The sequence below is a fragment of the Escherichia sp. KTE172 genome (assembly GCF_000408845.1).
Taxonomy (GTDB): Bacteria; Pseudomonadota; Gammaproteobacteria; order Enterobacterales; family Enterobacteriaceae; genus Escherichia; species Escherichia coli.
In genome coordinates this window covers 3806746-3827693 of record NZ_KE137316.1, presented here as the reverse complement: position 1 = coordinate 3827693, position 20948 = coordinate 3806746, and the positions used below count along the sequence as shown (strand labels likewise).

The window sequence follows — 20948 nt, the reverse complement described above, 5'->3', positions numbered from 1 at the left end:
CTTTAAACAGCTTGTTAGGGGGATGTAACCGGTCTGCCCTGATGATATCACGACGCAACGTCAGCGCAACCGCCGACAAGACGGTTATCGCCAGGCGAGACTGTTTCGGATTTCTGACACTGCGTTGATATCGCCCGCCATTTTTATACAAAACCTCATGTATGCTACGCAGAAGTTATCAAGTACCTCGTAGCGTATATACTTCTTAAACAATTGGTAACGTTTACACAGGAAAGTCATCGCGACCGGCAATAAGAGGGATATGCATGCCAGATTTTTTCTCCTTTATTAACAGCGTCCTTTGGGGATCGGTAATGATTTACCTGCTCTTCGGCGCAGGTTGTTGGTTCACTTTTCGCACCGGATTTGTGCAGTTTCGCTACATCCGCCAGTTTGGCAAAAGTCTTAAAAATAGCATTCATCCACAGCCAGGCGGTTTAACCTCATTTCAATCATTGTGTACCAGTCTTGCGGCGCGCGTGGGTAGCGGCAACCTGGCTGGCGTTGCGCTGGCTATTACCGCCGGTGGACCAGGTGCCGTCTTCTGGATGTGGGTTGCCGCGTTTATCGGCATGGCGACCTCGTTTGCCGAATGTTCCCTTGCACAACTTTATAAAGAACGTGACGTTAATGGGCAGTTTCGTGGCGGACCGGCATGGTATATGGCGCGCGGGCTGGGGATGCGCTGGATGGGCGTTCTGTTCGCCCTCTTTTTGCTCATCGCCTACGGCATAATTTTCAGCGGAGTTCAGGCGAACGCCGTTGCCCGAGCCCTGAGTTTTTCTTTTGATTTTCCCCCGCTGGTGACAGGCATTATTCTTGCTGTCTTTGCTCTGCTGGCAATCACTCGCGGTCTTCATGGCGTCGCCCGGCTCATGCAGGGGTTTGTCCCGTTGATGGCGTTAATCTGGGTACTGACCAGCCTGGTAATTTGCGTAATGAATATCGGGCAACTTCCCCACGTCATTTGGTCTATTTTTGAGAGTGCTTTTGGCTGGCAGGAAGCGGCAGGCGGCGCGGCGGGATATACCTTAAGCCAGGCGATTACTAACGGTTTTCAGCGCAGTATGTTTTCCAATGAGGCAGGAATGGGGTCGACGCCAAACGCGGCAGCGGCGGCTGCGTCCTGGCCTCCGCATCCCGCAGCGCAAGGAATTGTCCAGATGATTGGCATTTTTATCGACACCCTGGTCATCTGTACGGCAAGCGCCATGCTGATATTACTGGCGGGTAACGGCACAACCTACATGCCGCTGGAAGGTATTCAGCTTATCCAGAAGGCGATGCGGGTGTTAATGGGTTCCTGGGGTGCGGAGTTTGTTACCCTCGTGGTTATTCTGTTTGCCTTCAGCTCCATCGTTGCCAACTACATTTATGCCGAAAACAATCTCTTCTTCTTACGCCTGAACAACCCTAAAGCGATCTGGTGTCTGCGAATCTGCACCTTCGCAACGGTCATCGGCGGCACCTTGCTAAGTCTTCCGCTGATGTGGCAACTGGCAGATATCATTATGGCCTGCATGGCTATTACCAATTTGACCGCCATATTACTGCTCTCGCCTGTGGTTCATACCATTGCCAGTGATTATCTACGCCAGCGTAAACTCGGCGTGCGCCCGGTGTTTGATCCGTTGCGTTATCCGGATATCGGTCGCCAGCTTTCTCCGGACGCGTGGGATGATGTTTCGCAGGAGTAATCACAACTATCGATCAACTCATTCTCTTTTTTTGCTAAAGTCGGCATAAATTTCCTGCAAGGACTGGATATGCTGATTCTTATTTCACCTGCAAAAACGCTCGATTACCAAAGCCCATTGCCCACCACGCGCTATACGCTGCCGGAGCTGTTAGACAATTCCCAGCAGTTGATCCATGAAGCGCGGAAACTGACGCCTCCGCAGATTAGCACGCTGATGCGCATCAGCGACAAACTGGCGGGTATCAACGCCGCTCGCTTTAATGACTGGCAGCCAGATTTCACGCCGGAGAATGCCCGCCAAGCGATTCTGGCGTTTAAAGGTGATGTCTACACCGGCTTGCAGGCCGAAACCTTCAGCGAAGACGATTTCGATTTTGCCCAACAGCATTTGCGAATGCTTTCCGGCTTGTATGGCGTACTACGCCCGCTCGATTTAATGCAGCCTTATCGTCTGGAAATGGGGATCCGTCTTGAGAATGCCCGAGGGAAAGATCTGTATCAATTCTGGGGAGATATCATCACCAACAAGCTGAACGAGGCGCTCGCAGCACAAGGCGATAATGTGGTGATAAATCTGGCGTCAGATGAGTATTTTAAATCGGTGAAGCCGAAGAAATTGAATGCCGAGATTATCAAGCCAGTGTTCCTCGATGAGAAGAACGGCAAATTTAAGATCATCAGCTTCTACGCTAAGAAAGCACGCGGTCTGATGAGTCGTTTCATTATTGAAAATCGGCTGACCAAACCAGAGCAACTGACTGGTTTTAATAGCGAAGGTTACTTCTTTGATGAAGCTTCCTCCAGCAATGGTGAACTGGTGTTTAAACGCTACGAGCAGCGTTAAGTTTGCAGTAAATGCCGGATGCGGCGTGAACGCCTTATCCGGCCTACAAAAGCATGCAGATTCAATATATTGCAGAATTAACGTAGGCCTGATAAGACGCGCCAGCGTCGCATCAGGCGCTGAATGCCGGATTGTTACCCGGCATTTGTCATTTAGCGGTGATGTTTGCCTGGACCATGACCGCCGTGATGATCATGAGGAGCTTTCTTATGGTGGCGCGGCGGTGGCGGCGGTCCATATGGGTGCCAGCGATTGCCTCGCCATTCATAATGTTGTTTCCACCAGCCGTGGTCGCGCCAGTGACCGCCATCCCAGTAATAGCCACGATTATCACGATCGCCTATCTGTAATTTTACTGACGGGACTAGCGTAATTTCCGCAGCCTGCGCTGCCATGGGAGCGACCAGAACCAGGGAAAGTGCGAGTACGATAGATTGCATCTTTTTCACAGGTTACTCCTTTTATCATTGCCCGTTATGGGTCGATATCCGGAGATTACGCGATGAGAACGGCAGTTGTTATTCTCCGCAATCCTAATCTCTAAGTTACCGCATTTATTGAGAATTTCTCCTTTTTCCCTGTCGTTTTTCTCCATATTTTCTTCATAAAAAAGCCGGGCTGCATAAAAGCAAACCCGGCCTGATTGAGATAATGAATAGATGTTACTGATGATTCATCATCAATTTACGCAACGCAGCAAAATCGGCGGGCAGGTTATGCGAAAGCAAGGGTAAATCAGCACGTTCTGCCAGCTCTTTTGGCAGATCCAACGTTTCACCGAGAATCGCTTCCACGCTCTCTTTAAATTTCGCCGGATGCGCGGTGCCGAGGAACAAGCCATATTCGCCTGGATGCAACTGGTCACGCAGCGCACGATAAGCTACGGCAGCGTGCGGCTCCGAGGTGTAGCCCAGTTCTTTTAACTCACGCATTGTCTGTTGCGTGGTTTCATCATCCACGGCTGCATAACCCAGCTCTTTCAGTTGCCAGATTTTGCGGCGGAACAACTCTTCCACACGCGGCCAGTTGTTCGGCTGACTCACGTCCATCGCGTTGGATAACGTCGCCTGAGTCGCTTTGGGTAACCACTGACCGTCGTGCAGGAAACGTGGCACGGTATCGTTCACGTTGGTCGCAGCAATAAAACGTTTCACCGGCAGACCGAGTGACTTCGCCAGCAGACCCGCCGTCAAATCGCCGAAGTTTCCGCTTGGCACCGAGACAACCAGCTGGTTGCGCGCTTCCTGCGGCAACTGCGCCACGGCTTCAAAGTAGTAGCAAATCTGCGCCAGCAAACGGCTGATGTTAATCGAGTTAGCTGAGTTTAACCCCAGCGCCACTTTCAGTTCTTCATCATCAAACGCCTGCTTCACCAGCGCCTGACAGGCATCGAAATCGCCGTCGATGGCAACAGTTTCAATATTGCCGCCCAATGTACAGAACAGTTTTTCTTGCAGTGGACTGATTTTGCCTCGTGGATAGAGGATAACCACTTTCACATTCGGCAAACCGTAGAAAGCATGAGCCACTGCCGCTCCGGTATCACCGGAGGTCGCGGTCAGAATGGTCACTGGCTTATCGCCCGCAATATGGGTCAGCATTTGTGCCATAAAGCGACCGCCGAAATCTTTAAATGCAAGCGTTGGCCCGTGGAACAACTCCAGACAACCGACATCGCTTTCAACATTGGCGACCGGAGCCGGGAAGGCAAACGCCGCGCGTACGCGCTCTTCCAGGATTTCCTGCGGGATTTCATCACCAATAAACGCCGAGAGGATCTTCGCACTGCGGGTGACAAAATCCAGCTTCAGCATCTCATCAATTTCAGTCAGGCTGAATTCCGGCAGGTCGTGCGGGAAAAACAGCCCCTGATTTTTGCCCAACCCCTGGGTTACGGCTTGCGCAAAGCTGACCTGCTCATTGTGATCTTTAAGATTGTAGAGTTTCATTTAGTTTTCCAGTACTCGTGCGCCCGCCGTATCCAGCCGGCAAATATGAACAAAACCTTCCTGATTTTGCAGGTAGTTCTTACCCAACCAGTCGGCAACGCGCTGGGCGGTATCCGGCTTGTCACACAGAGCGAACAAAGTCGGGCCGGAGCCGGAGATACCGCTCGCTACCGCGCCGATTTCCGCGACCGCCTGCCGCGCCTGCCGGAAGCCTGGCAGTAACCGTTCACGGTAGGGTTCAGCGATAACATCTTTCATCAGCTTCGCGGCAAGCTCAGGCTGACGGGAATAGCAGGCGTGAATAAAGCCTGCCAGATGTCGCCCGTGCGCAATGCAATCCTGGCGGCGATACTGCGCCGGTAAAATAGCCCTGGCTTCTGCCGTCGAGACTTTAATCCCCGGATACGCCAGCACCCACAGCCACTCATCAAACCCTGGCACTTGCTGGCTGATGATGTCGTTTTCTTCGATCATCAACTGCATACCACCAAGAAAACACGGTGCCACGTTGTCGTAATGAATGCTGCCGGAGATACGCCCTTCCAGCTCGCCCATCAAAGCCAGCAAACGGGTGTCATTAAGCGGCTTGCCGCAGTGTTCATTCATCGCCATCAGCGCCGCGACCACTGAGCAGGCGCTGGAGCCTAAGCCCGAGCCGATCGGCATATTCTTTTCCAGGGCCATCGCCACTGGAATTTGCTTACCCAGCTCCTGGCAAAAACGCTCCCAACACTGATAAACGATATTTTCCCGAGGTTCTGACGGCAGCTTATCGGCAAAGCGTCCGAGGTTATTGAGACTGAATGTCTCTGCCGCCTCAACCGTGACTACATCTCCGAGCAATGCACCATCAACGGGTGTCACCGCCGCCCCGAGCACATCAAACCCGACGCTCATATTGGCACTGGAAGCCGGGGCATAAACTTTAACCATGTCAGACTCCTAACTTCCATGAGAGGGTACGTAGCAGATCGGCAAAAACACCGGCAGCTGTAACGTCATTGCCCGCACCATATCCGCGCAGCACCAACGGCAGCGGCTGATAATAGTGGCTATAGAAGGCCAGGGCGTTTTCGCCGTTTTTCACTTTGAACAGCGGATCGTTGCCATCCACTTCAGCAATCTTCACGCGGCAGACGCCATCTTCATCAATATTGCCAACATAGCGCAAAACTTTTCCTTCATCACGGGCCTTCGCCACGCGCGCGGCAAAGAGATCGTCGAGCTGTGACAGATTCGCCATAAAAGCGGCAACATCACCCTCGGCGTTAAACTCTGCGGGCAGCACAGGTTCAATTTCAATATCCGCCAGCTCCAGTTCACGTCCCGTTTCACGAGCGAGAATCAATAGTTTACGCGCCACATCCATACCAGAAAGATCATCTCGCGGGTCCGGTTCGGTATAACCCATTTCCCGCGCCAGCGTGGTCGCCTCGGAGAAACTCATGCCTTCGTCTAACTTGCCGAAGATATAAGAAAGCGAACCAGAAAGAATGCCGGAGAACTTCATCAATTCATCACCTGCATTGAGTAGATTTTGCAGGTTCTCAATAACCGGTAATCCAGCCCCAACGTTGGTGTCATAGAGGAATTTACGCCGCGATTTTTCCGCCGCATGACGCAACAGATGGTAGTAATCCATCGACGAGGTGTTAGCCTTTTTGTTCGGCGTAACAACGTGGAAACCTTCGCGCAGGAAGTCGGCATATTGATCCGCCACTGCCTGGCTGGAGGTGCAGTCAACAATGACCGGGTTCAGCAGATGATATTCTTTCACGAGGCGAATTAAGCGCCCGAGATTAAACGGCTCTTTGGCTTGCGCCAGTTCTTCCTGCCAGTTTTCCAGATTAAGGCCATGTACATTGGTGAGCAGAGCCTTCGAGTTGGCAACACCACAGACACGTAAGTCGATATGTTTATTCTTCAGCCAGCTTTGCTGACGCTTCAGTTGCTCCAGCAGCGCACCGCCAACGCCACCGACGCCAATCACAAACACTTCGATAACCTGATCGGTATTGAACAGCATCTGATGAGTAACGCGCACGCCAGTGGTCGCATCATCGTTATTTACCACGACAGAGATTGAGCGTTCAGAAGATCCCTGAGCAATGGCGACAATGTTGATATTGGCGCGGGCCAGCGCGGCAAAGAATTTCGCCGAGATCCCACGCAAGGTGCGCATACCATCACCTACCACCGAGATAATGGCCAGCCGTTCCGTCACTGCCAGCGGCTCCAGTAAGCCTTCTTTCAGTTCCAGGTAGAACTCTTCCTGCATTGCCCGTTCAGCTCGCACACAGTCGCTTTGTGGAACGCAGAAACTGATACTGTATTCGGAAGATGATTGCGTAATCAGCACCACGGAAATACGGGCGCGTGACATCGCTGCAAAGACGCGCGCCGCCATGCCAACCATTCCTTTCATCCCCGGGCCGGAAACGCTGAACATTGCCATGTTATTCAGATTGGAAATGCCCTTGACCGGTAATTCGTCTTCATCACGGCTGGCACCAATGAGCGTACCTGGTGCTTGAGGATTTCCGGTATTTTTAATCAGGCAAGGGATCTGGAACTGGGCGATGGGGGTAATGGTGCGGGGGTGAAGAACTTTAGCGCCGAAGTAGGAAAGCTCCATCGCTTCCTGGTAGGACATCGACTTCAACAACCTCGCATCGGGCACCTGACGCGGGTCGCAGGTATAGACCCCGTCAACGTCTGTCCAAATCTCGCAACAATCGGCGCGTAAACAGGCAGCCAGCACCGCAGCAGAGTAGTCGGAACCGTTGCGTCCAAGCACCACCAGTTCGCCTTTTTCATTACCGGCGGTGAAACCTGCCATCAGCACCATGTGATCAGCCGGAATACGACTTGCCGCAATACGGCGGGTGGACTCAGCAATATCGACGGTAGATTCGAGGTAATGCCCCACTGCCAGCAGTTTTTCGACCGGATCGATAACGGTAACGTTGTGACCGCGCGCTTCTAATACGCCGGCCATAATGGCGATCGACATTTTCTCGCCACGGCAAATCAGCGCAGCGTTGATGCTATCCGGGCACTGCCCCAACAAACTAATGCCATGCAGGACATGTTTTATTTGGGCAAATTCCTGGTCGACGAAAGTTTTCAGTTGCGCCAGCGGGAATCCCGGCTGGGCGGCGGCGAGTCCCGTCAGAAGTTCGGCAAAAATACGTTCGGCATCGCTGATATTGGGTAAAGCATCCTGGCCGCTAATGGTTTTTTCAATCATCGCCACCAGGTGGTTGGTGATTTTGGCGGGGGCAGAGAGGACGGTGGCCACCTGCCCCTGCCTGGCATTGCTTTCCAGAATATCGGCAACCCGCAGAAAACGTTCTGCATTTGCCACTGATGTACCGCCGAACTTCAACACTCGCATGGTTGTTACCTCGTTACCTTTGGTCGAAAAAAAAGCCCGCACTGTCAGGTGCGGGCTTTTTTCTGTGTTTCCTGTACGCGTCAGCCCGCACCGTTACCTGTGGTAATGGTGATGGTGGTGGTAATGGTGGTGCTAATGCGTTTCATGGATGTTGTGTACTCTGTAATTTTTATCTGTCTGTGCGCTATGCCTATATTGGTTAAAGTATTTAGTGACCTAAGTCAATAAAATTTTAATTTACTCACGGCAGGTAACCAGTTCAGAAGCTGCTATCAGACACTCTTTTTTTAATCCACACAGAGACATATTGCCCGTTGCAGTCAGAATGAAAAGCTGAAAAATACTTACTAAGGCGTTTTTTATTTGGTGATATTTTTTTCAATATCATGCAGCAAACGGTGCAACATTGCCGTGTCTCGTTGCTCTAAAAGCCCCAGGCGTTGTTGTAACCAGTCGACCAGTTTTATGTCATCTGCCACTGCCAGAGTCGTCAGCAGTGCCATGGCTCGTTCGCGTAAAGCTTGCAGTTGATGTTTGTCTGCCGTTGTGTCACTTTTCGCCGGTTGTTGTATTAATGTTGCTAATTGATAGCAATAGACCATCACCGCCTGCCCCAGATTGAGCGAAGGATAATCCGCCACCATCGGCACACCAGTAAGAACGTCAGCCAACGCTAACTCTTCGTTAGTCAACCCGGAATCTTCGCGACCAAACACCAGCGCGGCATGGCTCATCCATGAAGATTTTTCCTCTAACAGCGGCACCAGTTCTACTGGCGTAGCGTAGTAATGATATTTCGCCCGACTGCGCGCAGTGGTGGCAACAGTGAAATCGACATCGTGTAACGATTCAGCCAGTGTCGGGAAAACTTTAATATTATCAATAATATCACCAGATCCATGTGCGACCCAGCGAGTAGCTGGCTCCAGATGTGCCTGACTATCGACAATCCGCAGTTCGCTAAACCCCATCGTTTTCATAGCCCGCGCCGCTGCCCCAATATTTTCTGCTCTGGCGGGTGCGACCAGAATAATCGTTATACGCATATTGCCACTCTTCTTGACCAAATAACCGCGAACAGGGTGATCACTGTCAACTTATTATGCGGTGCGAATTTACAAATTCTTAACGTAAGTCGCAGAAAAAGCCCTTTACTTAGCTTAAAAAAGGCTAAACTATTTCCTGACTGTACTAACGGTTTAATTGTTAAAAAATGCTACATATCCTTCTGTTTACTTAGGATAATTTTATAAAAAATAAATCTCGACAATTGGATTCACCACGTTTATTAGTTGTATGATGCAACTAGTTGGATTATTAAAATAATGTGACGAAAGCTAGCATTTAGATACGATGATTTCATCAAACTGTTAACGTGCTACAATTGAACTTGATATATGTCAACGAAGCGTAGTTTTATTGGGTGTCCGGCCCCTCTTAGCCTGTTATGTTGCTGTTAAAATGGTTAGGATGACAGCCGTTTTTGACACTGTCGGGTCCTGAGGGAAAGTACCCACGACCAAGCTAATGATGTTGTTGACGTTGATGGAAAGTGCATCAAGAACGCAATTACGTACTTTAGTCATGTTACGCCGATCATGTTAATTTGCAGCATGCATCAGGCAGGTCAGGGACTTTTGTACTTCCTGTTTCGATTTAGTTGGCAATTTAGGTAGCAAACATGCAGACCCCGCACATTCTTATCGTTGAAGACGAGTTGGTAACACGCAACACGTTGAAAAGTATTTTCGAAGCGGAAGGCTATGATGTTTTCGAAGCGACAGATGGCGCGGAAATGCATCAGATCCTCTCTGAATATGACATCAACCTGGTGATCATGGATATCAATCTGCCGGGTAAGAACGGTCTTCTGTTAGCGCGTGAACTGCGCGAGCAGGCGAATGTTGCGTTGATGTTCCTGACTGGCCGTGACAACGAAGTCGATAAAATTCTCGGCCTCGAAATCGGTGCAGATGACTACATCACCAAACCGTTCAACCCACGTGAACTGACTATTCGTGCACGCAACCTGCTGTCCCGTACCATGAATCTGGGTACTGTCAGCGAAGAACGTCGTAGCGTTGAAAGCTACAAGTTCAATGGTTGGGAACTGGACATCAACAGCCGTTCGTTGATCGGCCCTGATGGCGAGCAGTACAAGCTGCCGCGCAGCGAGTTCCGCGCCATGCTTCACTTCTGTGAAAACCCAGGCAAAATTCAGTCCCGTGCTGAACTGCTGAAGAAAATGACCGGCCGTGAGCTGAAACCGCACGACCGTACTGTAGACGTGACGATCCGCCGTATTCGTAAACATTTCGAATCTACGCCGGATACGCCGGAAATCATCGCCACCATTCACGGTGAAGGTTATCGCTTCTGTGGTGATCTGGAAGATTAATCGGCTTTACCACCGTCAAAAAAAACGGCGCTTTTTAGCGCCGTTTTTATTTTTCAACCTTATTTCCAGATACGTAATTCATCGTCCGTTGTAACTTCTTTACTGGCTTTCATTTTCGGCAGTGAAAACGCATACCAGTCGATATTACGGGTCACAAACATCATGCCGGCCAGCGCCACCACCAGCACACTGGTTCCCAACAACAGCGCGCTATCGGCAGAGTTGAGCAGTCCCCACATCACACCATCCAGCAACAACAGCGCGAGGGTAAACAACATGCTATTGCGCCAGCCTTTCAATACCGCCTGCAAATAAATACCGTTCATTAACGCCCCAATCAGACTGGCGATTATCCATGCCACGGTAAAACCGATATGTTCAGAAAGCGCCAGCAAGAGCAAATAAAACATCACCAATGAAAGCCCCACCAGCAAATATTGCATTGGGTGTAAACGTTGCGCGGTGAGCGTTTCAAAAACAAAGAACGCCATAAAAGTCAGTGCAATCAGCAGAATGGCGTACTTAGTCGCCCGGTCCGTTAATTGGTATTGATCGGCTGGCGTCGTCACTGCGACGCTAAACGCGGGGAAGTTTTCCCAGCCGGTATCATTGCCTGAAGCAAAACGCTCACCGAGATTATTAGCAAACCAGCTGCTTTGCCATTGCGCCTGAAAACCTGACTCGCTAACTTCCCGTTTGGCTGGTAGAAAATCACCTAAAAAACTGGGATGCGGCCAGTTGCTGGTTAAGGTCATTTCGCTATTACGCCCGGCAGGCACCACAGAAAGATCGCCGGTACCGCTTAAATTCAGTGCCATATTCAGCTTCAGGTTCTGCTTCCGCCAGTCCCCTTCGGGTAAAGGGATATGCACGCCCTGCCCGCCTTGCTCTAAGCCGGTGCCAGGTTCAATGGTCAGCGCCGTTCCGTTAACTTCAGGCGCTTTCACCACACCAATACCACGCGCATCCCCGACGCTAATCACAATAAAGGGCTTGCCTAAGGTGATATTTGGCGCGTTGAGTTCGCTAAGACGCGAAACATCGAAATCGGCTTTTAGCGTTAAATCACTGTGCCAGACCTGACCGGTATAAATCCCTATCTTGCGTTCTTCCACGTTCTGATTGCCATCAACCATCAATGACTCAGGTAACCAAAAATGGATAAAACTTCGTTTCCGCTCCACGGTTTTATCCTCTTCCTGCACCGTATAAAGCTCGGTCACAGGAATAGCGATGAGCGGCCCAACGAGTTTTTGCGGCCCGCTGGTACTTTGGCGAATCGCATCTTCCACATCGCTACGGTAATCAGCACGTTCGACAATCACCTGCCGAATCAGCATTATCGGAATCAACAACAGCAATACTGCACCAAACAGGGTGGTCATTTTCCAGAACAGGGGGGATTTCAACATAGTCTTCTCCTTTGCAATGGCAGCAGGATACGAAGGCTATGTGGGAAGAATTTGAAGCTATGTGAAGTGACGGTGAAGTCGAAGCGAAGCCAGCACGCCACCTTCTTGCACGTTGCGCAGCGTGACTTCGCCGTTAAACAAACGGGCGACCTCACTGACGAACGCCAACCCCAGACCGCTGCTTTTTTGCCCATTTGCACGCGGCAAAGAGTAAAAGCGTTCAAAAATACGTGAAAGCGCGTAGTCAGGAATACCACTACCGGTATCCAGCACCTTAAGCGTGACGTGTTCCTGCTCCACTTCGGCGCTTAGCATGATGCAACCGCTCTCGGGGGTAAAATCGATGGCGTTATCCAGTAAATTTCCCAGCGCCTGCTCCAGTAACGCCGGTTCAGCAGCAACGTTAACCTCGGTGGGCGTAACATGCAGAGTGATTTTTTTTTCTGCCAACTGCACGGTGCGCGCTTCGCTGACGCGGCGGAATAATGCCGCCACATCAACAGCAGTCAGAACGACTTCCTGACAATTCTCCAGTCTTGCCTGGCGTAGTAACGTTTCCACCAGCGCCTGCATACGCGCATTTTGCGTCAGAATGTTGTCAGTAAAACGAGCCACCACTTCCGGCGGCGGACCTTCGCGTAAAATTTCCGCCGCTCCACGAATCGCCGCCAGTGGGCTTTTTAGCTCATGAGTTAACGCGTAAACATACTGCTCAATATAGTTTTTCCCTTCCAGCTTCACGCGCATACTTTCCAGCGCCTGCGCGAGTTTACGCAGCTCGCTACTACCGAGATCGGGAAGAGGAACGGGCTTATTGTCAGTGACGGAATCAGCATAGCGAGTGAGCCGGGCAATGGAGCGGTTGATCCACCAAACCATGCATGCGCCAATCACCAGTGCAATCCCCAACAAAATGGCGCTGGCCCATAAAATTCGCCGCTCGCTGCGCTTAATGACCGGAGCCATCGCCGCGTTCGGTTTGCCTACGCTCAAAACGCCAATAAGCCGCGAGCCGTCCATAATCGGCGCGGCAACATACATCACAGAACTTTCGGGATCGGCAGGATTTTGCAACGTGCTGCGCGCACCATACTGACCACGCAACGTTAGCCAGACGTCATTCCAGCGCGAATAATCCTGTCCAACGGCTTTATTTGCCGAATCGAACAATACTTTGCCCTGCGCATCGGTCATATAGACATGATATTCATTGCGCACTTTGTTAATGCCACCGATATTGGCGCGAAACGGGCGATGTTGTAGCTGATTAAACGCCTGCGCCAGTTGCCCATGCGTTGGGTCCCCAGAGAGCAAATCGGGACGCGCCAGCTCCGCCAGCAACGTTGCGGTGTCGATTAACGTCCCCTCCGTTGCTCTTCGCACGCCCGGTTTAACTTCTTTGACAAAAATAGCCAGTACGAACCAGGCCGCCACCGCCACCAGTAAAAAATAGCCCAGCAACAACCGCATGCCGATACGCATTACAGGCCCCTCAGGCTATATCCCATGCCGCGATGAGTATTAATCGGTGAAAGATCGGGGTTGATGGCGCGCAGCTTGGCACGCAGCGTTTTAATGTGGGTATCGACGGTGCGATCGTAGGTGTCCTGCGCATCTTCCCACACGCTATCCATCAGTTGCTGGCGGGACCAGACGCGGCCTGGCGACTTGAGTAACGTCTTCAGCAATAAAAACTCATACCGCGTCAGCGTTAATGGCGTGTCAAACCAGCTGATCTGCGCCGCGGGTTCATTCAATTCAAAATGACCAATACGGATGACGGGAGACGGCGTCGAGAACTTCTTCACCCGACGCAGTAAGGTGCGCACCCTGGCGCACACTTCGCGGGGTGAAAACGGTTTAGCCACGTAGTCGTCAGCGCCTATTTCCAGCCCAAGCAGGCGATCGACCTCTTCACTTCGGGCCGTCAGGAACAGTACAGGTAACGCCGGATGGAGCGCCAGTAACTGGCGGCACAATTCAAAGCCGCTAATATCCGGCAGACCAACATCGAGAATCATGACGTCGGGTACCTGCTGGCGAGCTTTATCCAGCACCGGCAAGCCTCGCTCAAAGACCTCGACGGCAAAACCTTCCTGCTGCAACATGTAGACCAGCGTGTCGGCTATCCCTTGCTCATCTTCCACTAACCAGACCGTTTCCCGTTGCATAAATCGCCTCTGTTATTGCCGCCACGGCATGACAGGAACCGCGCTAATCGCGTTTTTCGGCGAACCTTCTACAACTTTGTCGGAGTAAGCCAGATAAGCGAGCGCGTTTCGTTTGGCGTCATAAAAGCGCACGACCTGTAACGACTTAAAGACCAGGGACGTGCGTTTTTTGAATACTACCTCGCCCTGAGCTTTGCCGTTTTTAATACGATCCGACAGTTCAATCGGCCCGACTTGCTGACAAGAAATGGCCGCATCGGAGGTATCTTCTGCCAGGCCCAATCCCCCTTTAATACCACCGGTTTTCGCCCGGCTCACATAACAGGTGACATTTTTCACATCGGGATCGTCAAAGGCTTCCACAACAATTTTGTGATCCGGGCCGATCATTTTAAATACGGTGTCGACCGAACCAATCTCTTCTGCATGAGCCAATGGCCCCAGCATTATCAGGCTTAAAGACAGGATCAAATGCTTGTATTTCATATTGTTACCATTTTTATCTATTACACGAGCAATTAGTTCGTTACGGTAAATAACATATTGATTAAGAACAAAATCTCAATACTTTTATTTCCGTCAAGCCCTAAAACATACTCTACTAAGAAAAAAACACTGAATGCTAAAACAGCAAAAAATGCTATTATCCAATTACCTGATGTCAGGTGCTCGTTGTTGAAAGGATGAGGATATTTTATGGATCAGGCCGGCATTATTCGCGACCTTTTAATCTGGCTGGAAGGTCATCTGGATCAGCCCCTGTCGCTCGACAATGTAGCGGCGAAAGCAGGTTATTCCAAGTGGCACTTACAGAGAATGTTTAAAGATGTCACTGGCCATGCTATTGGCGCGTATATTCGTGCTCGTCGTTTGTCGAAATCGGCGGTCGCACTACGCCTGACTGCGCGTCCGATTCTGGACATCGCGCTGCAATACCGCTTCGACTCTCAACAGACATTTACCCGCGCATTCAAGAAGCAGTTTGCCCAGACTCCTGCACTTTACCGCCGTTCTCCTGAATGGAGCGCCTTTGGTATTCGCCCGCCGCTACGTCTGGGTGAATTCACTATGCCAGAGCACAAATTTGTCACCCTGGAAGATACGCCGCTGATTGGTGTTACCCAGAGCTACTCCTGTTCGCTGGAGCAAATCTCTGATTTCCGCCATGAAATGCGTTATCAGTTCTGGCACGATTTTCTCGGCAACGCGCCGACCATTCCGCCGGTGCTCTACGGCCTGAATGAAACGCGTCCGAGTCAGGATAAAGACGACGAACAAGAAGTATTCTATACCACCGCGTTAGCCCAGGATCAGGCAGATGGCTATGTACTGACGGGGCATCCGGTGATGCTGCAGGGCGGCGAATATGTGATGTTTACCTATGAAGGTCTGGGAACCGGCGTGCAGGAGTTTATCCTGACGGTATACGGGACGTGCATGCCAATGCTCAACCTGACGCGCCGTAAAGGTCAGGATATTGAGCGATACTACCCGGCAGAAGATGCCAAAGCGGGAGATCGCCCAATTAATCTGCGCTGTGAACTACTGATTCCGATCCGTCGTTAACGCTGCAGCTCATCTAATGCAGGGGCGTCCAGATGCGAGATGTCCCCTGCGGTTTCAACGACCCAGCCAGACGCCAGCCACAGGCTTTCCTGATAATCCACGCGCGAAATAGAACAGTTACGCAGACGTAAGCGACGCTCTGCCCATGCTGGTAATCCGAGAATCGTACTCACCAGGCATCCCAGTGCAATACCGTGGCTCACCAGCAGCGGTCGGCTTCCCTGCGGTAAGTCCCGGCAAGATTCCAGTGCCGCATTGACGCGATCGCTGAGCTCCTGCATTGACTCGCCTTCAGGAATACGCCCGTCAACGGTGCCATTGACCAGCTGCCGACGCCAGTTCTCTTCTTCTTCGGTCAGAGAATCGATATGTCTTTTTTCCAGCACACCCATGTTTAATTCACGCAGGCGAGAATCAAAGATGATGTCACAGCCGCAGGCCTGGGCGATGATTTCCGCCGTACGCCGGGTGCGCCCTAAATCGCTACTGATGATATGCGTAATGCCAAGCTCTTTGGCACGGGTTGCCACCTGCATCGCCTGTTGCTCACCTTTGGCGGTCAGCGGGCTGTCAGACTGGCCCTGAATACGTCGCTCGGCGTTCCACTGCGTTTCACCGTGGCGGACTAGGTATACCTGTAACATGCTTTTTTTCCGTATACTGCTGTAACGTTAATTTTCTGAGTAATGCTGATTATGCACCAAGTTGTCTGTGCGACCACCAATCCCGCTAAAATTCAGGCCATTCTGCAGGCATTTCACGAGATCTTCGGCGAAGGATCCTGCCATATTGCATCCGTTGCCGTCGAGAGCGGTGTACCGGAACAGCCCTTTGGCAGTGAGGAAACGCGCGCTGGCGCACGAAATCGGGTAGCAAATGCCCGCCGTTTACATCCAGAGGCTGATTTTTGGGTGGCGATTGAAGCTGGCATTGATGGCGACAGCACTTTCAGTTGGGTGGTGATTGAAAACACCAGCCAGCGCGGCGAGGCGCGTTCGGCTACTTTGCCGTTACCTGCGGTGATTTTGCAGAAAGTGCGTGAAGGCGAGGCGCTCGGTCCCGTGATGTCGCGTTATACCGGTATTGATGAGATTGGTCGTAAGGAAGGGGCGATCGGCGTGTTTACCGCCGGGAAACTTACCCGCGCCAGCGTCTATCACCAGGCGGTGATCCTGGCGCTGAGTCCGTTTCATAATGCGGTGTATCAGTGATCTTTCAGCAACACCTCTTCCAGCCACTGGCGCAGCTCAACGGGCGCGGCTTTCAGGCTGTTAGATCCACGCGTAATCGTCGCGATGCCCGCGCCGAGTTCATTTTTTAACTCACGCTGGCTCATTTCGCCGCGCAGCAGCTCTTCGACAATACGCACGCGAGTCCCCAACGCTTCGCGCTCATCTGGCGTCAGCATCAGGTTTAACAACGGTAAATGGAGATCGTTTTGGTAGGCATTCTTAAGCAGGTCGACAAAACGTAACCACTCCTGGTGACGCTGTTCTGCCATCGCTGCTGAATAGGGTGATTGTTGGGCCATAATATGTCGCCATTGTTAGCGGGGGAAGCAAAATGCCTCCCCCGGTTGTACTCGCTAAAGAGTACGATAGCATATCATAAACGTGCGGATCAGTAACGACGTCCCCATTCCGTGGCGCTCATCAATGTCGGTTTATCCCCCATGAAATAGCGGTAGTAAGCGTCATAAGCCAGCACGTTCTTCACATAACCGCGCGTCTCGGAGAACGGAATACTCTCGACAAATGCCACTGCGTCGATACGCCCGGCGCTGTTGCCAAGCCAGGTTCGCACCCGTCCTGGTCCGGCGTTATAAGCTGCTGAGGAGAAAATACGGTTATTACCAAACTGCTGATAAACATATTGCAGGTAACTGGTGCCAATGTTGATGTTTGTTTCCGGATCCAGCAATTGCCCAGGGCTGCTATAACCGGGAATAGAGAACATCTTCACCGTATGGGTCGCTGTACCCGGCATAATCTGCATCAGGCCGCTGGCCCCTACCGGTGATTTCACTTTCGGATTCCAGGCGCTCTCCTGACGGGCAATCGCCATCGCATAGCTTTGCGGGATCTCCTTCCCACTGGTGTAACGTTTGAAAAGATCGTTGTAAGCCAGCGGGAATCGCTCTTCCAGATGATCCCATAGCTTCCCGGCGATCGTTGCCTGAACGCTAAGATCCCACCATTGGTTATTGAAAGCATACCGAGCCAGTTGAGCCTGCTCTGTTTTTGACTTGCTCTTCACCAGATTGGCCCACTCGCTACGCGCGGTATTATCGAGATTCCAGTACATCAACTCGCGCACGCGCGCCATCTCCGGCCCCTGAGTCAGGGCGCTGTCAACATTCTGCGGCGCTTTATCAATCTTCAGCTCATACTCTTCGCCGATGCGTTGTGCTGCAACCATCGGGTAGAAACCACGCTGTTGCATGAGTTGATGCAAAATCTCTTTTGCTTCAGCTTCACGTCCGCGTTCCAGCAGTAAATCCGCCTGCCAGTAACGCCATTCATCTTTCTCTTTCGCCTCCATCGGCAAACGCGCCAGCCAGGTATTCAGGCCGCGACGATCGCCGGTGCCAAGCGCCATTCGCACACGGCGTTCAATAAGCGAAGTAGATTGCGAACGCATAATGGCGTCATCACGCCATTTCGCCTGTTCGTCGGTGACATCGTTGCCCATCAAACGCCAGGCGACGATATCGCGCAGCTCCTGAATCTGATCTTCATTAAGCTGCTGCGCCTGGGCAAGCGACGGGATCATCAGCCGTGCATTTTCAGCATCCTGCCGCGCCACACTGGCAAACGCCACCGCCGCCATTTGACGGGTAAAATCGGTCGCTCCGGTTGTACGCGCGAAGGTCAGTACCGTATTAGGATTGTTTGCCAGTGAAATGATTGCCGAAGCGATAGTCTGGTAATCGGCAGGCATCTGCCCTGCCAGCACTGTTACCAGGCCAGTGTTACCCGCTTTCATCGCCAGACGGATACGCTCTAAATACGCCAGCGGATCTTGTTTACCTGACGCACGCCAGACGCTAAATAACTTGTCACAGGCGTTAGGCTGGCTCTTGCCGGTTAGCCACAGCTCTTTCGCCCCTTGCCAGGCTTCTTCACTCTGCCCGGTGTTCCATTTCGCATAGTAGTAATTACATTGCGCTTCGGTAGTTCCGGGCTTTTCCGGACTAAAGGCTAACAAGCCACGCCAGTCTTCACGCCGCGCCAGTTCATTGACGAAACGAGATTGCAGCGTGCGAGCGGGAGGAAGCGTGGGGTTAGCGCGAACAAAGTTAGTGACCGTCACCGCCGGTTGATTCATCAGGTCATCGGTGATCTGGCGGTATTCCAGGTAGGGATAAAGCGGATAATCCTTCAGTCCAGGCATCATTTGTTCGACCACGTCCATTTGTCGATTATCCCAGGCCTGCTTGATTTGCGCGTAACGACTACGCTGCTCATCCAGTGAGTCGGCTCGCGCCACACTGCTGACCGTCAGCAGACAGACACCGGCAGCCAACAGCCGCCAGGTAACGTGTTTGGCTTTTTCCACAAGCGCATCCTCTAAGTGTAAATACATCAATGCAGCGTCATGCCACGTAATAGATTTATGCTAACCAGTCATTGCCGTTTACGCCACGTTACGGACACTTTTTTACTTTTACTGCGAGGGTGATCGACCGGCTGGGATTAGATAAGGAAACAGGCTACACTTCGCCTTTGAAAACTCATCATCACGATAAACATAGAGGCGAAGTCCAACGTGGCTCAATTCGTTTATACCATGCATCGTGTCGGCAAAGTTGTTCCGCCGAAACGTCATATTTTGAAAAACATCTCTCTGAGTTTCTTCCCTGGGGCAAAAATTGGTGTCCTGGGTCTGAACGGCGCGGGTAAGTCCACCCTGCTGCGCATTATGGCGGGCATTGATAAAGACATCGAAGGCGAAGCGCGTCCGCAACCGGATATCAAGATTGGTTATCTGCCGCAGGAACCGCAGCTGAACCCGGAACACACCGTGCGTGAGTCCATTGAAGAAGCGGTTTCTGAAGTGGTTAACGCCCTGAAACGCCTGGATGAAGTGTATGCACTGTACGCCGATCCGGATGCCGATTTTGACAAGCTGGCCGCTGAACAAGGCCGTCTGGAAGAGATCATTCAGGCTCACGACGGTCACAACCTGAACGTTCAGCTGGAGCGTGCGGCGGATGCGCTGCGTCTGCCGGACTGGGACGCGAAAATCGCTAACCTCTCCGGTGGTGAGCGTCGTCGCGTAGCGTTGTGCCGCCTGCTGCTGGAAAAACCAGACATGCTGCTGCTCGACGAACCGACCAACCACCTGGATGCCGAATCCGTGGCCTGGCTGGAACGCTTCCTGCACGACTTCGAGGGCACCGTGGTGGCGATTACCCACGACCGTTACTTCCTCGATAACGTTGCAGGCTGGATCCTCGAACTGGACCGCGGTGAAGGTATTCCGTGGGAAGGCAACTACTCCTCCTGGCTGGAGCAGAAAGATCAGCGCCTGGCGCAGGAAGCTTCACAAGAAGCTGCGCGTCGTAAGTCGATTGAGAAAGAGCTGGAGTGGGTACGTCAAGGTACTAAAGGCCGTCAGTCGAAAGGTAAAGCACGTCTGGCGCGTTTTGAAGAGCTGAACAGCACCGAATATCAGAAACGTAACGAAACCAACGAACTGTTTATTCCACCGGGACCGCGTCTTGGCGACAAAGTGCTGGAAGTCAGCAATCTGCGTAAATCCTATGGCGATCGTCTGCTGATTGATGACCTGAGCTTCTCGATCCCGAAAGGAGCGATCGTCGGGATCATCGGTCCGAACGGTGCGGGTAAATCGACGCTGTTCCGTATGATCTCTGGTCAGGAACAGCCGGACAGCGGCACCATCACTTTGGGTGAAACGGTGAAACTGGCATCGGTTGATCAGTTCCGTGACTCAATGGATAACAGCAAAACCGTTTGGGAAGAAGTTTCCGGCGGGCTGGATATCATGAAGATCGGCAACACCGAGATGCCAAGCCGTGCCTACGTTGGCCGCTTTAACTTTAAAGGGGTTGATCAGGGTAAACGCGTTGGCGAACTCTCCGGCGGTGAGCGCGGTCGTCTGCATCTGGCGAAGCTGCTGCAGGTTGGCGGCAACATGCTGCTGCTCGACGAACCAACCAACGACCTGGATATCGAAACCCTGCGCGCGCTGGAAAACGCCCTGCTGGAGTTCCCGGGCTGTGCGATGGTTATCTCGCACGACCGTTGGTTCCTCGACCGTATCGCCACGCACATCCTGGACTACCAGGATGAAGGTAAAGTTGAGTTCTTCGAAGGTAACTTTACCGAGTACGAAGAGTACAAAAAACGCACGCTGGGCGCAGACGCGCTGGAGCCGAAGCGTATCAAGTACAAGCGTATTGCGAAGTAATGCGTAAAATGCCGGGTGCGGCGCGCCAGCATCGCATCCGGTATTAGTTAAATGATTAGTCCCCGGAAAAAGGCAG

General features: G+C 52.0%; 20 protein-coding genes and 1 other annotated feature. Of the genes, 6 read left to right on the top strand and 14 right to left on the bottom strand.

Translation table 11 applies throughout. From position 1 onward, the window contains the following. Nucleotides 1-266 precede the first annotated feature (266 nt). A complete protein-coding gene (locus G434_RS06055) occupies nucleotides 267-1697 on the top strand; it encodes an alanine/glycine:cation symporter family protein (RefSeq protein ID WP_001112575.1) in 1431 nt (476 codons plus the stop codon). Between the two features lie 69 nt (nucleotides 1698-1766). Then, nucleotides 1767-2543 carry a peroxide stress protein YaaA gene (gene yaaA, locus G434_RS06060; protein ID WP_000906180.1) on the top strand — a complete coding sequence of 259 codons (777 nt, stop codon included), beginning with the start codon at nucleotides 1767-1769 and terminating at the stop codon, nucleotides 2541-2543. 152 nt (nucleotides 2544-2695) lie between these two features. Here yaaA and G434_RS06065 read toward each other — a convergent pair whose 3' ends face one another. The 7 genes from G434_RS06065 to yjjY form a co-directional block, all read right to left on the bottom strand. Next, nucleotides 2696-2992 carry a DUF2502 domain-containing protein gene (locus tag G434_RS06065; RefSeq protein WP_000738732.1) on the bottom strand — a complete coding sequence of 99 codons (297 nt, stop codon included), beginning with the start codon at nucleotides 2990-2992 and terminating at the stop codon, nucleotides 2696-2698. 213 nt (nucleotides 2993-3205) lie between these two features. Further along, on the bottom strand, nucleotides 3206-4492 hold the full coding sequence (thrC, locus tag G434_RS06070) for a threonine synthase (RefSeq protein ID WP_000781055.1): 1287 nt from the start codon (nucleotides 4490-4492) through the stop codon (nucleotides 3206-3208). Continuing rightward, nucleotides 4493-5425 (bottom strand): homoserine kinase, encoded by a 933-nt coding sequence (gene thrB, locus G434_RS06075; protein WP_000241652.1) that lies wholly within the window; start codon nucleotides 5423-5425, stop codon nucleotides 4493-4495. It lies immediately after the preceding gene. A gap of 1 nt (nucleotide 5426) precedes the next feature. Then, nucleotides 5427-7889 carry a bifunctional aspartate kinase/homoserine dehydrogenase I gene (gene thrA, locus G434_RS06080; protein WP_001264698.1) on the bottom strand — a complete coding sequence of 821 codons (2463 nt, stop codon included), beginning with the start codon at nucleotides 7887-7889 and terminating at the stop codon, nucleotides 5427-5429. A 25-nt stretch (nucleotides 7890-7914) separates the two neighbouring features. After that, nucleotides 7915-8034: a sequence feature (Thr leader region), on the bottom strand. Further along, a complete protein-coding gene (gene thrL / locus G434_RS0125910) occupies nucleotides 7970-8035 on the bottom strand; it encodes a thr operon leader peptide (RefSeq protein WP_001386572.1) in 66 nt (21 codons plus the stop codon). Its footprint overlaps the feature before it by 65 nt. 213 nt (nucleotides 8036-8248) lie before the next feature. Then, nucleotides 8249-8935, bottom strand: coding sequence for a tRNA/rRNA methyltransferase (locus G434_RS06085; RefSeq protein WP_001223149.1), 687 nt, complete (start codon nucleotides 8933-8935; stop codon nucleotides 8249-8251). A gap of 399 nt (nucleotides 8936-9334) precedes the next feature. Beyond that, nucleotides 9335-9475, bottom strand: a complete 141-nt coding sequence (gene yjjY / locus G434_RS0125905) for a YjjY family protein (protein WP_001303782.1) — start codon at nucleotides 9473-9475, stop codon at nucleotides 9335-9337. A gap of 95 nt (nucleotides 9476-9570) precedes the next feature. Here yjjY and arcA point away from each other — a divergent pair, with 95 nt between their 5' ends. Beyond that, nucleotides 9571-10287: a two-component system response regulator ArcA gene (gene arcA, locus G434_RS06090; protein WP_001194358.1), complete on the top strand. Its 717-nt coding sequence runs from the start codon at nucleotides 9571-9573 to the stop codon at nucleotides 10285-10287. 59 nt (nucleotides 10288-10346) lie between these two features. On the opposite strand, the gene creD is transcribed toward arcA, so the two are convergent. From creD to creA, 4 genes are read right to left on the bottom strand one after another with little or no spacing between them, the layout of a single operon-like run. Beyond that, the gene (gene creD, locus G434_RS06095; RefSeq protein WP_000920350.1) at nucleotides 10347-11699 is read right to left on the bottom strand and encodes a cell envelope integrity protein CreD; all 1353 of its coding nucleotides are present in this window, start codon (nucleotides 11697-11699) and stop codon (nucleotides 10347-10349) included. A 57-nt stretch (nucleotides 11700-11756) separates the two neighbouring features. Continuing rightward, a complete protein-coding gene (creC, locus tag G434_RS06100; RefSeq protein ID WP_001219570.1) occupies nucleotides 11757-13181 on the bottom strand; it encodes a two-component system sensor histidine kinase CreC in 1425 nt (474 codons plus the stop codon). After that, nucleotides 13181-13870, bottom strand: a complete 690-nt coding sequence (gene creB, locus G434_RS06105) for a two-component system response regulator CreB (RefSeq protein ID WP_001188679.1) — start codon at nucleotides 13868-13870, stop codon at nucleotides 13181-13183. The genes creC and creB overlap by 1 nt, the downstream gene beginning before the upstream one ends. Before the next feature lie 12 nt (nucleotides 13871-13882). Then, nucleotides 13883-14356, bottom strand: a complete 474-nt coding sequence (gene creA, locus G434_RS06110; protein WP_000875487.1) for a protein CreA — start codon at nucleotides 14354-14356, stop codon at nucleotides 13883-13885. 210 nt (nucleotides 14357-14566) lie between these two features. Between creA and robA the strand changes: the two genes are divergently transcribed. Continuing rightward, nucleotides 14567-15436, top strand: coding sequence for an MDR efflux pump AcrAB transcriptional activator RobA (robA, locus tag G434_RS06115; RefSeq protein ID WP_000371666.1), 870 nt, complete (start codon nucleotides 14567-14569; stop codon nucleotides 15434-15436). Here robA and gpmB read toward each other — a convergent pair. Next, nucleotides 15433-16080 carry a 2,3-diphosphoglycerate-dependent phosphoglycerate mutase GpmB gene (gene gpmB / locus G434_RS06120; RefSeq protein ID WP_000942344.1) on the bottom strand — a complete coding sequence of 216 codons (648 nt, stop codon included), beginning with the start codon at nucleotides 16078-16080 and terminating at the stop codon, nucleotides 15433-15435. The genes robA and gpmB overlap by 4 nt on opposite strands. Nucleotides 16081-16131: 51 nt before the next feature. Between gpmB and yjjX the strand changes: the two genes are divergently transcribed. Beyond that, the gene (yjjX, locus tag G434_RS06125; RefSeq protein ID WP_001309202.1) at nucleotides 16132-16647 is read left to right on the top strand and encodes an inosine/xanthosine triphosphatase; all 516 of its coding nucleotides are present in this window, start codon (nucleotides 16132-16134) and stop codon (nucleotides 16645-16647) included. Here yjjX and trpR read toward each other — a convergent pair. Further along, a complete protein-coding gene (gene trpR / locus G434_RS06130; protein WP_000068678.1) occupies nucleotides 16641-16967 on the bottom strand; it encodes a trp operon repressor in 327 nt (108 codons plus the stop codon). The two genes, yjjX and trpR, sit on opposite strands and share 7 nt — an antisense overlap. Nucleotides 16968-17056: 89 nt before the next feature. Beyond that, nucleotides 17057-18994 (bottom strand): murein transglycosylase, encoded by a 1938-nt coding sequence (sltY, locus tag G434_RS06135; RefSeq protein ID WP_000409419.1) that lies wholly within the window; start codon nucleotides 18992-18994, stop codon nucleotides 17057-17059. A gap of 210 nt (nucleotides 18995-19204) precedes the next feature. Here sltY and ettA point away from each other — a divergent pair, with 210 nt between their 5' ends. Next, the gene (gene ettA / locus G434_RS06140; protein WP_000046749.1) at nucleotides 19205-20872 is read left to right on the top strand and encodes an energy-dependent translational throttle protein EttA; all 1668 of its coding nucleotides are present in this window, start codon (nucleotides 19205-19207) and stop codon (nucleotides 20870-20872) included. The last annotated feature ends 76 nt before the right edge of the window (nucleotides 20873-20948 follow it).

Bases quoted from the DNA above. Each gene is read 5' to 3' on its own strand.
- G434_RS06055 (WP_001112575.1), top strand. From the start codon at position 267: ATGCCAGATTTTTTCTCCTTTATTAACAGCGTCCTTTGGGGATCGGTA.
- yaaA (WP_000906180.1), top strand. From the start codon at position 1,767: ATGCTGATTCTTATTTCACCTGCAAAAACGCTCGATTACCAAAGCCCA.
- thrC (WP_000781055.1), bottom strand. From the start codon at position 4,492: ATGAAACTCTACAATCTTAAAGATCACAATGAGCAGGTCAGCTTTGCG.
- thrB (WP_000241652.1), bottom strand. From the start codon at position 5,425: ATGGTTAAAGTTTATGCCCCGGCTTCCAGTGCCAATATGAGCGTCGGG.
- thrA (WP_001264698.1), bottom strand. From the start codon at position 7,889: ATGCGAGTGTTGAAGTTCGGCGGTACATCAGTGGCAAATGCAGAACGT.
- G434_RS06085 (WP_001223149.1), bottom strand. From the start codon at position 8,935: ATGCGTATAACGATTATTCTGGTCGCACCCGCCAGAGCAGAAAATATT.
- yjjY (WP_001303782.1), bottom strand. From the start codon at position 9,475: ATGACTAAAGTACGTAATTGCGTTCTTGATGCACTTTCCATCAACGTC.
- arcA (WP_001194358.1), top strand. From the start codon at position 9,571: ATGCAGACCCCGCACATTCTTATCGTTGAAGACGAGTTGGTAACACGC.
- creD (WP_000920350.1), bottom strand. From the start codon at position 11,699: ATGTTGAAATCCCCCCTGTTCTGGAAAATGACCACCCTGTTTGGTGCA.
- creC (WP_001219570.1), bottom strand. From the start codon at position 13,181: ATGCGTATCGGCATGCGGTTGTTGCTGGGCTATTTTTTACTGGTGGCG.
- creB (WP_001188679.1), bottom strand. From the start codon at position 13,870: ATGCAACGGGAAACGGTCTGGTTAGTGGAAGATGAGCAAGGGATAGCC.
- creA (WP_000875487.1), bottom strand. From the start codon at position 14,356: ATGAAATACAAGCATTTGATCCTGTCTTTAAGCCTGATAATGCTGGGG.
- robA (WP_000371666.1), top strand. From the start codon at position 14,567: ATGGATCAGGCCGGCATTATTCGCGACCTTTTAATCTGGCTGGAAGGT.
- gpmB (WP_000942344.1), bottom strand. From the start codon at position 16,080: ATGTTACAGGTATACCTAGTCCGCCACGGTGAAACGCAGTGGAACGCC.
- yjjX (WP_001309202.1), top strand. From the start codon at position 16,132: ATGCACCAAGTTGTCTGTGCGACCACCAATCCCGCTAAAATTCAGGCC.
- trpR (WP_000068678.1), bottom strand. From the start codon at position 16,967: ATGGCCCAACAATCACCCTATTCAGCAGCGATGGCAGAACAGCGTCAC.